The following is a 14,404-nucleotide window of genomic DNA, read 5'->3' as shown; positions in this document are numbered from 1 at the left end:
GTTCACCAGCCTCCTCACCGCGCTCGTGCACCGTGAAGATCAGAGCAACTCATTGTGGCCCGGTATTCCGGCGCACGAGCGGGTGAGGGGGCTGTTCGAGGGAAGCGGTCACACTGCGTACGCGGTTACTTGGCGTACATCAGCGTGCCGAAGCCGAGCTGGTCGAATCCGCCGCTGGTGGTGCCGTAGTCACCTCCTCCACCCTCGGGGGCGACGGAGAGGCACATCTGGGAGATGTACTTGTCGTCGAGGAGCAGCCGGCGCCCGTAGTGGTAGTGGAGCATCGCCCACACCGGGCGCATTTGGCCGCGGGACTCGGAGTCGATCACGGTGTGCGACTGCTGGGAGCAGTTCTGGCCGCTGCCCCAGGTGTAGGTGGTGAACGGCACGTTCATGTTCAGGTTGTACTTGGCGACGTACTGGGCGGCCTTCATGAAGCGCCGCCCGTCGTACGAGTAGAGGTCGTCGCCCTGGTTCCAGGCCATCTCGCAGAGCGCGCCCATCTGGCCCATGCCCATGATGGTGTGGCCCTGGTCGCGGCCGGACTCCTGCCACTGGCCGAGGTCGTAGCCCTCGACGCCCGGGTACAGGAACGGCACGGCGCGCTGGATCTGGCCGTTGCCGCCGCCGTTCTTGAAGTAGTTGACGGCCTGGTCGTACTTGGCGCCGTCGTCGCACAGGATCCCGATGGCCATGATCGAGGCCATGTTGCACAGGTCCCAGTTGGCCCAGTAGTTGGTGACGCAGGCGTCGTTGTGCTCGCGCAGGAACCGGTCGTTGAGCGGGTAGAAGACGTTGAGCATCATCGTCTTGAACCGGCCCAGGTCGAACCCGGCGTATCCGCGCATCAGCTCGGCGACGTTCGCGAACTGCCAGCCGTAGAGGCCGGCGGCCAGGTACCGGTCGGCGTTGCCGGTGACCTCGGTGAGCGTGGACGACCAGGCGTTGAGGATGCGCACGGCGCAGTCGGCGTGGGCGGCGGTGCCGCCCACGTGCCAGCGCAGCGCGTTCTGGTAGGCGGCGTGGATGTCGTTGTAGAGCTGCGGGTAGTTCTGGCCGGTGCCGCCGCGGATGATCGTGGCGGTGGGGCGGGGTGTCCAGGTGGACTGTGCGTGTGAGTTGGCGGTCAGTCGGTTCCAGCCGGACAGCCAGGGGTCGTCGCCCGCGGCGACCCTGACCTTGGCACGGTTGATGTCACCCCAGCTGTGCAGCATGCCGGGGTGGGTGAAGGTGGCCGGTGCGGCACCGGCGGTGGTGGCGGTGGCCGTGGCCGTGGCGCCGAGGGCGAGGGCCGCGGTGAGGCCGCCGCCGGCCTTGAGCAGACCGCGGCGGCTCACCTGGCCGCCCTCGTGGTGGATGTGGGGGGACGTGCGGCTCATGGGTGGGGTCTCCCATCATTGGAGGACTACATGGGGGTGATGCTCACCTCGTCGAACTCGGTGGTGCAGCGGGCCTGGGGGTCGCGGGAGCAGACCACGAGGCCCACGTAGTAGGGGGCGTCACCAAAGCCGGGGATGTCTCCCTCGGCGAGGGGGGTGAAGGTGGCGCCGTCGTCGGTCGAGGCGGATGCGGTGAAGTGCGTCCCGGTGCGCTTCAGCCGCAGCAGGCACGGCGCGGTGACGGCCGCGCCGCCCGTGAACGTGGACTTTCCGGCGACGGTCGGGCGCAGCATCAGCTGGGCGCTCGTGCCGCCGGTGACGATCGCCCCGGCCGCCTGGTCGAACGGCGACAGGGACTTGGCCATGAGCAGGCCGACCCGGTCGCCGGTGGCTCCGGCGCGGGAGAGCAGACGCGCGGTGACCTCGCAGTCGCCGCTGACGGGCCGTCGTACGAACTGGCCTGTCATTCCTTGGTTGTTGACGGTGAGGTCGGTCCCGGCGCCCCGCACCACGAAGGTCCCGTCCTCGTGGGCGGTGCTGCCGGGGGTGCGGACGGCGACCACGCCGAGGGTGCCGTAGGCGCGGTCGTCGAGGATGACGTCGCCCAGGTCGCCATGGGTCCAGGGCGCGGGCGGCGCGGTGCCGACCGTGAGGGTGAGCGTGCCGGTGTCGGCTCCGGTGGCGTTGCCCGCGGTGGTGGTGACCTTGAACTCACCGGTTTCCGTGGGTGTTCCGGTAATCAGGCCGGTGCGCCGGTCGACGCGCAGGCCGTCGGGCAGCCCGTCCGCGGTGAACCGGACCGGTTCGTGCGAGGCGCGCAGGACGAGCTCGAAGGGCTCGCCCTTGGTGGCGAACGCCGTGGTGCCTGAGGTGAGTTGCGGCTTGGACGGTGTCGGCATCGCCGCCGCCGCGGTCTTCGACAGGGGGCCGCGTCCGGCGCGGTTGGTCTTGGCCACGGCGTAGTGGTACGTCGTGCCCGGGGTTCCGGTGGCGTCGGCGTACCGGACGAGGGTGCCGAAGCCGACCGCGCCGATGCCGGTGGCGACGGTCTCGAACGGGCCGTCGGCCGTCGCGGCGCGCAGCACCTGGTAGCGGGCCGACAGGTCCGGGTCGGTCCAGGTCAGCTCGACCGCGTCGGCGCCCGCTGTGGCCCGCAGGTCGCCGGCGGCCGTGGCCGGGCGGGGCACGGACCAGACCTCCCCGGCGGTCCGGGAGACCACGTGGACGTTGTCGAAGGCGCCGGTGCCGGTCTCGGCGTAGTCCTGGTCGACGCCCAGGCAGGAGCTGAGGGTGAGGCCGACGTAGGCCGTGCTCCCCAGCCGGATGTCGCTGCTGCCGACTTCGGTCCAGCGGATGCCGTCGGGTGAGATGGCGCCGGTGCAGCGACGGCCGCGGCGGGTCACCCGGACCCAGTACGGCATGCGCAACCGGTAGCCGTCGCCCGCCCCCTCGACGTACGGGGCTTCGAGCGGGGTCGCCGACTCGGGCAGCGCGCCGAGCGAGGAGATGGGGAAGGCGGCGCCGGTGGTGATGGTCTGCTGCTGGGACGGCGGCACGGGTGTGCTGCCGGTGCCCTTGACGGCGGCTCCCGTCTTCGGCCGTACGCTCCACACGCCGCTCCAGGTGTGCAGCGGAAGGCCCTGGATCAGCATGGCGGCGTGCGCCGCGTCCGCGGTCAGGCCGGCGGTCACGGTGACGCCGATCCTGGAGTACTGGGAGCTGAGCGGAAACACGACCCGCGCGGTGATCGTGCCGTCGCCGCGCAGGGGCAGGTAGGCCAGCCGGTGGGTGTCGGCGGTGCCGGAGGCCTCCAGCACGAACCGCTCGCCGTCGAAGAGCGCCGAGCCGGGGATCTTCACGTCCCCGACGTCCCGGGTCTCCCAGGGGTCGGGCAGCTTGGGGACGGCCGCCGTCCAGGGGGATTCGGCGCTGGTGCCCTGGGCGTTGGTGGCTGTGACCCGGTAGTAGGAGGGTCTGCCCGGGCGGGCGTGGCGGTCGGTGTACGCCGGTTCGGCGAGACCGGTCGCGATCTTCTCGTACGGTCCGTCGGGGCCGGTCGCCCGCAGGACCGTGTACGACTCGGCCCACGCCGAGGGCAGCCAGCCCACGGTGACTGACTTGTCGCCGCCGACCGCCGTGACACCGGCCGGAGCCGTGGGCTCGGCCGGGGACGGGGCCTTCGTACCGGCGAACGTGAGGGTGCCCCAGCTGGGCAGGTCGTCGTTGCTGCCCTCGATGACGCGGGCGCCGCCCGTGCCCCGGAAGACGGCCGCCTTGGTGTACGGGGTGTCCAGGCCCCGCACTCCGGCGTAGTGCGCGTACAGCATCTCGTAGATCGGCGGCAGATTGCCGCGCCCGACGGCCGACACGGTCGTCTTGACGTACTTGCCCGTGCGGTCGAGGTCGGTGACGAAGGGCACGTCGCCGCCGAGGTTGTAACGGGCGGCGTACTCGGCGTTCTTCAGCAGCCGGTTGTCGTCGAAGGCGTACAGGTCGACGCCCTGGTTCCAGGCGACCTGCGCGGCGTCGGCGAGCAGGCCGACGGCCAGCTGCTCGTGGCCCTGGTCGCGGCCGGACTCCTGGCCCTGGCCGGCGCCGGTGACGATGCGGTGCCCGACGCTGCCGTTGCCGGCCCCGGCGGCGGCGAAACGCAGGGCGTCCTCGAAGAGGGTGGGCTCCTCGCAGAACACGCCGATCGCGAGGATCGACTGGACGGAGGTCAGGTCCCAGTTGCCGTTGGCGTAGAGCATGTAGCCGGAGATGGCGGGATACCAGACGCGCAGGAACGATTCCTTACAGCGCTCGATGTCCTCCTTCGCCCAGCCGTCGTAACCGGTGTACTGGAGCAACTCGGCCGCGTTGACGAACTTGAAGGCCTGGAGTCCGGCGCCGAGCGGCCCGTCCGCTCCGGTGATGGCGGTGAGGGACGCCGACCAGGCGTTGAGGATGTCCCGGGACTTGTCGGCGTAGGCGCGCTCGCCGGTGACGCACCACATCAGGGCGGTCTGGTAGGCGGCGGCCGAGTCGGCGACGGCCTGGTTCTGGAAGTTGGTGGGGCCGCGGCCCCAGGAGGTGATCTGGCCGGTGTTCTGGACGGCGTAGTTCGCCTTGGAGCGCGCGTGGGCGGCGAAGGCGAGGAAGCCGTCGTGGACCGGGGATTCCTTCGCGGCGACCGCGGCCTTCATCCGGGCCAGGTCGTCGGCGCTGTGCAGCAGACCGGGGTGTGTGAACCGAGGACGACCGGGCTGGTGGCCGGCGGCCCGGGCGGTGCCGGGCGCGAGCAGTCCGCTCGCCCCCGCCACCAGCAGCAGGGCCGCCGTGCCGCCGAGGAAGCTCCGGCGGCTCGCAGCGATCGGTCTCAGGGGGCTGGTGCTCATGACGCGGCCGCCTCGGCGGTGGTGAGGAACTTGAGGCCTGTCACATGCTCGTTGACGAGCATGGGCACGCCGTCCGAGGCCAGGTACCAGCCGGGCTTGCCGCCGCTGTCGCGAATCACCCTGCCGTTGACGGTGAGGTTCTCGAAGGTGACGTCCTTGATGGCACGGTCTTCGGAGAGACCCAGGAGCACCGAGAGGTCGGCGTTCTTGCCGTTGTAGCTGAGGTCCTTGATGTAAACGTTCTCGATGCCGCGGCCGGCCGAGGTGTTGTACTTCGGGTTGAACTCGACCCGCATGTGGATGAGCTGGCCCCAGCGGAAGTCCTCCACGCGGATGTCGTCGAACCTCACGTCCCGGACGAGGTTGCTGTCGCCGACCATGAAGGCGATGGCGCCCTGGTAGGTCACCTGCGGCTCGCGGTGGTCGAGGATGTCGATGTTCTCGTAGCGCAGGTTCTCCAGCATCTCGGGCTTGTCGGAGTTGCCGTGCACGCCGATGTTGATCGGGTGGGCGACGTCGGCCCAGAGGGAGCAGTTCTTGACGGTGATGTTCCGGGTGTCGCCGACGAAGTCCCAGCGGTGGGTGTAGAGGGCGATGGAGTCGTCGGAGGTGCGCAGGAAGCAGCCGTCGATCGTGACGTTCTCGGAGCAGTAGAGCTGGATGCCGTCACCCCAGCCCTGGTGGCTGAAGGCGCGCAGGTTCTTGATTTTGAGGTTCTGGCACTCGGCGACCCGCACATTCTCGTAACGGGGGTTGAGGATCGTGATGCCGTCGACCGTGACGTTCTCCGCCTTGTGGATGAGGAGCGCGCCGCCGGCGGAGTTGTAGAGCACGCCGCGGCCGATCAGCCGGGAGTTCTCCACGTTCTCGAGAATCACCTGGGAGGTGAGGACGGCGCCGGGGGCCAGGTAGACGGTGGTGGCGCTGGGCACCTTCAGCAGCCCGTCGGGGGTGGTGTGCAGACCGGGCCCGAAGTACATGACCTTCTTGTCGCCCTCGGCGGGCACGTCCCGCTCGATCGGGTTAGCCAGCAGGTGCAGGCAGTCGAAGATCTTGTCGTCGATCTGGACGACGAGGTTGCGGGGCCGGTCCAGGGTGAAGCGCGCGGTGCTGCCCAGCACCTCGGGCTTGATGCCGTACGAGTCCGGGCGGATGCGGACCTTCTCACCGCCGCCCGGGTTGTACGTGACCTCGACCTCGACGGTGCCGGAGAAGTCGAAGGCGGCCCAGGAGGAGTTCTGGGCCCGGTTGCCGCCGGTGTTCTCGTCGATCAGCGCGAGCTTGGCGAGGTAGACGCCGACCTTCTGCCAGGTGCCTCCGACCGGCCGGACCTTGACGGTGAAGGTGTTGTTGACAGGCACTTTCGGCAGGGGCGGGTGGATGACCACGCTGTCGCCGGTGGTGCCGTTCTCCTCCGCTGTGGCGGCCTGTGCGGTGCCCGCGATGCTGCCGGCCAGGCCGGCGGCAGCGATGACACCGGCGGCCTGGAGGGTGGTTCGGCGTGACAGAGGCGTGTTCATGGGTGACTCCTTGCAAAGGTTCAATGAGAGGCGTTACTTCAGTCCGGTCGTGGACATGCCGGCGACGAAGCCGCGCTGCGCGATCAGGAAGATCAGCAGGATCGGCACGACGTACATCACGGAGGCGGCGGCCTGGAGATTGCCCACGGGGGTGCCCGCGGAGGTGACGTAGGTGGACATGACCGCCACCGCGAGGGTGGACCGCTCGGTGGAGAGCAGCAGCTGTGGGGCGATGTAGTCGCCCCAGGACCAGGTGAAGGCGATCACGAAACTCGCGGACAGCACCGGCCAGGACTGGGGCAGGAAAATTCGCCAGAAAATCGAGCCGTAACCGCATCCGTCGACGATCGCGGCCTCCTCCAGCTCCCGGGGCAGTCCGGCGAAGAACTGGCGGAAGAGGAAGACGAGATAGGGAGCGGCGGCCAGACCCCACAGCACCCAGGGCCAGTACGTGTCGACCATGCCGAGCTTGGCGAAGATCAGATAGGTCGGCAGCAGCGTGATCATCTGCGGCAGCATCATCGAACCGATGAGGATGCCGAACAGCACCTTCTTTCCCGGGGCCTCCAGCCGGGCGAAGCCGAAGCCGACCCAGGCGGAGCTGAGGGTGACCAGGGTGGCGTAGATGAGAGCGATGACCAGGGAGTTGCGGGCGTAACCGAGGAAGTCGATCAGGTTGAAGGCGTCCGCGAAGTTGTGCCACTGGACGTGGGTGGGCAGCCAGTGCACGGGGGAGGCGGCGAGTTCCGCCGGGGTCTTCAGGCCACTGAGGACCAGCCAGCCGAAGGGGCCGATGAACAGGCCGGTGACTGCGACGAGGACCGTGTAGAGGACCAGACGGCTGACGCGTATCCGCACCCTGGGCGCGGGATCGGGGGTCACACTGGCGGCGGTCACTTCTTCGCCTCCGGGTCGACGTTGTAGAACACCACGCCGGACGTGAATCTGAAGATGAGCCCGGTGGCGATGAGGATCAGGACGAAGAGCACCCACAGCAGTGCGGACGCGTAGCCGTAGCGGCCGAGCGCGAAGTACTGCGAGAACACGTGCATCATGTAGAGGTAGTTGGACTGCGGCAGCGCGGTGACGCCGGCGGTGGTGCCGTCCGGGGTCAGCAGCAGCGGCATGATGGTCTGCACGGACGCGATCACACCGGTGACGGTCTGGAAGAGCAGCACCGGCGACAGCAGCGGCACGGTGATGCTGCGGAAGGTCCGCCAGGCACTCGCCCCGTCGATCCGGGCGGCCTCGTGCAGCTCGCGGGGTACGTCCTGGAGCCCGGCCAGCGAGATGATCATGACGTTTCCGGCCGCCCACAGCACGCTCATCAGCAGCACGTAGCGGGCGTAGGGGTCGGCGAGCCAGCCGAGCGCGTCGAAGCCGAAGAGGGTGAGGGCGCCGTTCGCGGCACCGGAGTTCTGGTCGAAGAGCGCCTTGAAGGTGAGGCCGGCGCCGACCGGCGGCACCACGGCCGGCAGATAGAGCAGGGTGCGGAACAGCCCACGCGCCTTGATCGGCCGGTTGACCAGGACGGCCAGCCCGAGGCCCGCGACGATCGACAACGGCACCGAGGTGATCGCGAACAGGCCCGTCCGGCCCAGGGACTTCCAGGTCTGCGGATCGGAGAACAGTTCGCTGTAGTTGCCGAGGCCGACATAGTGCCAGTGCGGTGAGATGCCGTCGTACGTGGTGAAGCTCAGCCAGAGCGCGTACATCATCGGCACGACGGTCAGCAGCAGGAAACCGATGATCCAGGGCGCGGTGAACAGGTAGAAAGCGCGATGCCTGCGGCCGGTCATGGAAACGCGGGGCGGTGCGGCCGGTGCGGTGCGGGCGGTGCGCGCGGCCGGGCCGGGTCTCCCGGTGACGGGTATCTGGTCGACCGTCATCCCACCTGCTCCTTACCGCGCTTCAGCTGTTCGTTCATGACGGAGTTCAGACGGCCCGCCAGGGTGTCGACGGACATGTGACCGTTCATCGCGGCCGGCGCCTCCTGGTTGAACAGGGCGTAGAGGGAGTCCGCCGTGGCGTAGGGGGTGTAGGCGATCACCGAGAAGTGCTTCAGCTCGGCGTTCTGCACCTTCAGCACCCGCTTCTGGTAGTCCTCCTGGGCCGGCATCAGCGGGCGCAGGGACTTCAGGGTGGGGATGCCCCAGCCGCCGGAGGCCCGGGCCCTGGCCGGCTCCTCGCCGAAGAACCACTCGAAGACCCGCCAGGCGGCGTCCTTGTTCCTCGCCTTCTTCGGCATCCAGAAACCGGTTCCGGCCTGGCAGGGGCTGACCCGCCGGCCGCCCGCGAAGAGCGGGGCCGGGGCGAGCCGCGAGAGGGGCGCGAGCTTCTTGTCGGTGTTGATCAGCCCGCCGAGCCAGTAGCCCGAGTTGGACATGGCCATCCGGCTCGCCTGGTACGTCGGGCCGTCCCAGGCGTTGGGGTCGGGCTGGACGATGCTGGGACCGACCCGGGCACGGCCGTACGCGATGTACCAGTTCAGCGCCTTGCGGGCCTCGGGGGTGGTGAAGTCGATACGGGAGAAGTCGTCGCTGAAGAGGTTGCCGCCGGCGGCCGCCGTGAGGCTCGCCAGCAGGTTGGGGGTCGACACACCGTTGTAACTGCCGCCGAAGACGGTTGTCTGGCCCCTCTTGCGCCGTGTGAGCCGCTCGGCGTTGTCCAGCCACTCCTCGAAGGTGACCGGCTCGGTCTCCGGCGGGTGGTCGACGCCCGCCTGGTCGAAGAGGGCGGTGTTGTACCAGAACATCGAGTCCTGGGAGAAGTCCTTGGCCATGCCGTAGCGGGGGCCCTTGCCCTGGGTGCGGCCGTCGTAACGCCACAGGTCGTTGACGGGGTCGAGGTCGTCGGACCTGAGGACGGTGCTGCGGGCGAAGTACGGGTCCAGGTTCTCCATCACGTCACGGGCCGCGAAGTAGGGCGCGTCCGTGGCGCCGATGCCGCGCACCAGGTCGGGCGGGGCGCCGTTGGTCATCATGCCGATGAGCTTGGTGATGTCGTAGCGCACCGTGACGATCTTGACGCCGATGCTTTTCTGGGCCTGCCGGATCAGCTCCGGGGAGATGTCGTCGGGCTTGGCCATCAGGGTGACGGTCTCGCCGTCGCCGCTGACGGCGCTGGAGACGCGCATCGCGCAGCCGCTCAGTGACGCCGCGCCGGTCGCGGCACCGGCTGCCGAGAGGGCGAGGAATCGGCGGCGGCTCACGGAAGCACCAGCACGGCTCAGGGAAGTACCAGCACGTGGATGCATGAACGCACCACCTCCTGCTCTTGCTGTTCGAGATACCGGCCACGGGTCGGAACGCCGACCGGGGAAACATGTAGCAACCGGTTGCTGTGCGTGGGGCAGAGCTTCTTCCGGCCGGGATGGCACGTCAAGAGCCTGGGCGAATTTTCGAAAAGAACGCGAGTCGGGAACCGGTTGCCGTGAGCGGCTTTGTCCCTGCGTAGCGCCACTTACAGCCCGCGTGGGACTGACCCTCCGCCACCGAAACCGTAGAAATCGATTTCCGGAAACGGGTTCGATACGCCACTACGGCGCCGCGTCCACCGCAGCCCGGCGCCGCCAAGGCTCGCCCCACCCGGGCGATTGACCATCGCTTCTCGACGGATCTACGGTAGAAGGCGCTTTCTGAAACAGTTTCCATCCCCCCTGCTCCAGGAGAGTCATGCCCAGCCCTCAGCTGCCGCGGGCCGTGTTCGCGATGGACCCGGTGCACCTCCCGCTGCTCTTCCCTCCGCCGCTGATGGAGCGGCTGAGGCGCACGGTCGACATCGATCCCGGGTTGGTGGTGCGGGACTTCGCCGATCCGGCCGGCGCCGCCGCCCTGGCCTCCGCCGACGTACTCATCACCGGCTGGGGCTGCCCGCATCTGGATGCCGGTGTCCTCACGGCCGTCCCGAAGCTCGACGCCGTGCTGCACGCCGCCGGTTCCGTCCGGTCCCTGGTGGGCGATGCCCTGTGGGAACGCGGGGTCAAGGTCTCCAGCGCGGTGACGGGCAACGCCCTGCCGGTCGCCGAGTACACGCTCGCGATGATCCTGCTGCTGGGCAAGGACACCTTCGACCACCGTGAGCGCTTCCGCCGCACCCACAGCTACCCCGGCCCCGCCGAAACAGCGGCGACCGGGAACCTCGGCCGTCGCGTCGGCGTCATCGGCGCCTCGCGCGTGGGCCGCCGACTGCTCGAACTGTTGCGGCCGTTCGACCTCACCGTCCTGCTGCACGACCCGTACGTGAGTCCCGCCGAGGCAGCCGCCCTCGGTGCCGAGTCGCTGTCGCTGGAGGACCTGCTCAGACACAGTGACATCGTGAGCCTGCACGCCCCCGACATCCCCGAGACCCATCACATGCTCGACCGCGACCGGCTCGCCCTGGTCCGGGACGGCGGCGTGCTCGTCAACACCGCCCGCGGCGCCCTGGTCGACCACGCGGCACTCACCGACGAGCTGGTGTCCGGCCGGCTGAACGCGGTGCTGGACGTCACCGACCCCGAGCCGCTGCCCGCCGGATCGCCGCTGTACCACCTGCCCAACGTGTTCCTCACCCCGCACATCGCCGGCTCCCTCGGCAACGAACTGGAGCGGCTCGGCCGCATCGTCGTCGAGGAACTGGAGCGTCTGGCGGCCGGCGCACCTCCGCTCCACGAGGTGCGGCGCGCTGATCTGGCCCGGGTGGCGTGACGCGGGGCGTGGCGGCGGGCCGGGTGCCCGTGGCGCGAAGGCCCTGTTCACAGGCCCTTGGTTCGGTTGTCCACAGGCCCTCAGGACCGTTGTCCACAGGCTCTCCGGCCTGGCCTGACGATGGGATACGGTTTTCCGCACCGGCCGCCCCGACGGCCCCCGAAGGGCCCTGCGGGCTCCTCCACCAAGTCGGACCGGACCGACCGCAACACGCACCGACACCCGGACACCACACCACCCCGGCGCTCCCCGCGGCCGGGCCGCATCAGCCGACCGCGGCGCTACGCGGCGGAACGGGCCACTACAGAAGGAGCCGCAAGGGTGAGTCAGCGCAAGGCGACGACCAGTGACGCCGGCCGGGCGACCATCCGTGATGTCGCGGAGCGCGCGGGCGTCTCCGTGGCCAGCGTCTCGAGGGTGCTGTCCGGCAACTACCCGGTGTCGGAGGAGCTGCGCCGCCGGGTGATGAAGGTGGTCCGGGAGCTGGACTATGTGACCAACGCCCATGCCCGTTCGCTGGCGGGCGGCGGCACCCCGACGGTGGCGATCCTCATCAACAACATCACCGGCGCCGCCTTCGCCCATGTCGCCAAGGGCGTCGAGGGCGCCGCCACCCTGCGCGGCTGGCTCTCCCTGGTCGGCACCACCGGCGACGACCCCGAGCGGGAACTGGCGCTGGTGAACCTCATGCGCCAGCAGGGCGTCGCCGCCGTGATCCTGCTCGGCGGCGCCTACGACTACGACGAGTACCAGCTGCGCATGGCGCGTTTCGCCCGTTCCCTGGACGCGGCGGGCTCGCACCTGGTGCTGGTGGGCCGGCCCCCGCTGGAGGGCGACGTCCCGGCGACGACCGTCGACTACGACAACGAGGGCGGTGCCTACGCGATGGCCAGCCACCTGCTCTCGGCAGGTCACCGCCGCGTCCTCGTTCTGCCAGGGCATGCCGAACTGACCACCGCCCAGGCCCGGTTGCGGGGCGCCCAGCGGGCTTTCCAGGCGTACGGGGTGCCGTTCGACCCGGGGCTGGTGCGGCATGGACGGTACGACTACGAGCACGGTTACGAGGCCGTCGAGGCGGCTCTGCACGAGACGCCGGACTTCACCGCGGTGCTGGCCGGGACGGACGTGGTCGCCGCGGGCGCCATGCAGGCACTGCGCGCGGCGGGCCTGCGGGTGCCGGAGGACGTGTCGATCGTCGGCTACGACGACATTCCGCTGGCCTCGCAGCTCACACCCCAACTCACCACCGTGCACGTGCCGTACGAGGAGATGGGCAGGGTCGCGCTGCGGGCCGTGGCCGACCGGCGCGAGGACGGGGCGGGGCGCCGCAAGAGCGCCGACGGCGACCATCTGGTGCTGGGCACCCATGTCGTGGTCCGCAACTCGGTCCAGCCGCCGGCGCCGCGCGGTTAGGGGGCCTTTCACTATGAGCGTCCGATCAGGTCGCGTGGTCTGGTGCCGTGCATCGCAAGGCGCCGGAGAGCCCTCGTAGCGGAGCTACCAGGGCTTTTCGGCAACGCGGCTAGGTGCGGTGCCAGGCCGCGCGACCCGGACGGGCATAGTGAAAGGACCCCTTAGAGACCCGGTACCCCGCCACGCCCGGAGTGGCGGGGTACCGCCTGACCGTGCGGCGCAACATGAGCTGCTCGACACGCCGCTCGACACGCCACTCACATCCCACGGTCAGCCTCCACGCTGCGTTCGTTACGTAACCGTTTTCCAGTGCCTTTACGACCCACCCCGCCCCTCTCCGCCATGCCCGCCGAGCCGAGACCGGGGCACGTCCAGAACTTCCCTGACCTGCGGCGATCAACGAGCACGGCCGCACCGGACCCCGTGTACCCGGCGCCGACCCGCCGGACCGCTCGTCGAAACAATTTGCCGCACACCTCTTGCTATGAGCCGACCCATCCGCCTACCGTCCCAGCAACCGCTTACTACACCTTCCGCTTGGCCGAACCCCCCGCACCGCGAGCCGACGTTTTCCCGGCCGCCGTTCCTGGCCGACGCCCCCGAGCCGCCCCCGTCCTCTCGCGCCACGTCGCTCGAGTCATACGAGTCGTTCTGAGAACGCCCTATTCCGAAGGATCACGGTCAGATGAACTTCACCAGCCCCCGGAGAAGGTTCGCCTCCGCCGCTGTCGCGGGTATCGCACTGACAGGTCTGCTCTCCGCCTGCGGCGGTTCCGGCTCGGATGACGAGGCCGCATCGGACTCCGGCCCGGTCACGCTCCCGTTCTGGGGCTGGGCCAACGGCCAGGAGGCGGTCGTCAAGGCGTTCAACGCCTCGCACAAGGACGTCCAGCTGAAGTACACCAAGGTCACCGACCAGCTGACCATGCAGAAGCAGCTGACGAACGCGGTGAAGGCGGGCAACGCCCCCTGCCTGGTGCAGAACACCGCCGAGTACGTGACGAGCTGGGTGTCGCAGGACGCGCTCGCCGACATCACGCAGTACGTCGAGGGCGAGAAGGGCAAGTTCAACACCGGCGCCTGGGCCGGCGCACAGGTGCAGGGCAAGGTCTACGGCGTGCCGACCAGCTCGGCACCCCAGTTCACGATCTACCGCACGGACATCTTCGAGAAGTACGGCCTGAAGGCCCCGGCGACGTGGGACGACTTCATCGCGGCGGGCAAGGAGCTGAAGAAGCACAACATCAAGATCACCAACTACGCCGGTGAGGACCCCAGCACCCTTGAGGTGCTCGCGATGCAGGCCGGGGCGCACTGGTACGCCATCGACGGCGACGCCTGGAAGGTGAACTTCCAGGACGAGGGCACGCTGAAGGCCGCGAAGGTGATCCAGGAGATCATCGACAACGACCTGAATGCCAAGCTGTCCTTCGCCGACTACGCCGCCGTGCAGCGCAGTTACGACAGCGGTTCCACCGCGACCCGGCAGATCTCCACCTGGCAGATGGCCGGCATGGTGCAGAACTTCACCAAGTCCTTCGGGGACTGGGCGCTGGCCCCCTGGCCGACGTACGCGGGCGAGGCGGCGAAGACGCCGGCCGGTACGAACCTGACCGGCAGCGTGACGCTGGTGACCAAGCAGTGCAAGGACCAGAAGCAGGCGGCCCAGGCGGCGCTGTGGATGTCGACGAACCCGGACGCGGTCAAGACGATGGCCAGCCCGGAGACCGGCAACGGCGTGATGCCGGCGCTCGAGGACAGCGGTTCCTACGTCGGTGAGTCGATCTCGCAGAAGCTGCTCGGGAAGAACTACCAGCCGGCGCAGAAGGTCGTGACGGACAGCCTGGGCACGGTCACCACCGACTGGACCTTCGGGCCCAACTGGACCGCGATGTTCACGGAGCTCCAGGCGGGCTGGGCCAAGGTCGTCAACAAGCAGGAGAAGGTCACCGACCTGCTCGCGCACATGCAGGAGTGGACGGTCAAGGACCTGAAGTCCCGCGGTATCAGCGTCAAGGGCTGAGGCA

At 69.2% G+C, this 14,404-nt stretch carries 9 protein-coding genes; 3 read left to right on the top strand and 6 right to left on the bottom strand.

Features of this window, described 5'->3' with window-relative positions; all coding sequences use genetic code 11:
- Positions 1 to 125: 125 nt before the first annotated feature.
- Genes ACFZDE_RS25030 through ACFZDE_RS25005 form a run of 6 tightly spaced genes read right to left on the bottom strand, consistent with a single transcriptional unit; the run spans position 126 to position 9,532 of the window.
- A complete protein-coding gene (locus ACFZDE_RS25030; protein ID WP_391203203.1) occupies positions 126 to 1,379 on the bottom strand; it encodes an alginate lyase family protein in 1,254 nt (417 codons plus the stop codon).
- Positions 1,380 to 1,405: 26 nt separating this feature from the next.
- Positions 1,406 to 4,756 (bottom strand): alginate lyase family protein, encoded by a 3,351-nt coding sequence (locus ACFZDE_RS25025; protein ID WP_391203200.1) that lies wholly within the window; start codon positions 4,754 to 4,756, stop codon positions 1,406 to 1,408.
- Positions 4,753 to 6,276: a glycosyl hydrolase family 28 protein gene (locus tag ACFZDE_RS25020; RefSeq protein WP_391203197.1), complete on the bottom strand. Its 1,524-nt coding sequence runs from the start codon at positions 6,274 to 6,276 to the stop codon at positions 4,753 to 4,755. Before ACFZDE_RS25020 ends, ACFZDE_RS25025 begins: the two co-directional genes overlap by 4 nt.
- 33 nt (positions 6,277 to 6,309) lie before the next feature.
- Positions 6,310 to 7,173 carry an ABC transporter permease subunit gene (locus ACFZDE_RS25015; RefSeq protein WP_391203194.1) on the bottom strand — a complete coding sequence of 288 codons (864 nt, stop codon included), beginning with the start codon at positions 7,171 to 7,173 and terminating at the stop codon, positions 6,310 to 6,312.
- Positions 7,170 to 8,165, bottom strand: coding sequence for an ABC transporter permease subunit (locus tag ACFZDE_RS25010; RefSeq protein ID WP_391203191.1), 996 nt, complete (start codon positions 8,163 to 8,165; stop codon positions 7,170 to 7,172). The genes ACFZDE_RS25015 and ACFZDE_RS25010 overlap by 4 nt, the downstream gene beginning before the upstream one ends.
- Complete coding sequence (locus ACFZDE_RS25005; protein ID WP_391203188.1) at positions 8,162 to 9,532, bottom strand: extracellular solute-binding protein; 1,371 nt, start codon at positions 9,530 to 9,532, stop codon at positions 8,162 to 8,164. The genes ACFZDE_RS25010 and ACFZDE_RS25005 overlap by 4 nt, the downstream gene beginning before the upstream one ends.
- 418 nt (positions 9,533 to 9,950) lie before the next feature.
- Here ACFZDE_RS25005 and ACFZDE_RS25000 point away from each other — a divergent pair, with 418 nt between their 5' ends.
- The 3 genes from ACFZDE_RS25000 to ACFZDE_RS24990 all read left to right on the top strand — a co-directional run bounded on the left by ACFZDE_RS25000 (position 9,951) and on the right by ACFZDE_RS24990 (position 14,400).
- The gene (locus ACFZDE_RS25000; RefSeq protein ID WP_390994054.1) at positions 9,951 to 10,964 is read left to right on the top strand and encodes an NAD(P)-dependent oxidoreductase; all 1,014 of its coding nucleotides are present in this window, start codon (positions 9,951 to 9,953) and stop codon (positions 10,962 to 10,964) included.
- A 321-nt stretch (positions 10,965 to 11,285) separates the two neighbouring features.
- On the top strand, positions 11,286 to 12,377 hold the full coding sequence (locus ACFZDE_RS24995; protein WP_391203185.1) for a substrate-binding domain-containing protein: 1,092 nt from the start codon (positions 11,286 to 11,288) through the stop codon (positions 12,375 to 12,377).
- 685 nt (positions 12,378 to 13,062) lie between these two features.
- Positions 13,063 to 14,400 (top strand): extracellular solute-binding protein, encoded by a 1,338-nt coding sequence (locus ACFZDE_RS24990; protein WP_391203182.1) that lies wholly within the window; start codon positions 13,063 to 13,065, stop codon positions 14,398 to 14,400.
- Positions 14,401 to 14,404 lie beyond the last annotated feature (4 nt).

Origin of the sequence: Streptomyces sp. NPDC007929, from assembly GCF_042959065.1 — a bacterium.
In the GTDB taxonomy this organism is placed as follows: Bacteria; Actinomycetota; Actinomycetes; order Streptomycetales; family Streptomycetaceae; genus Streptomyces.
The sequence above is the reverse complement of the archived record's forward strand: the minus strand, read 5'-3'. Positions and strand labels throughout refer to the sequence as shown.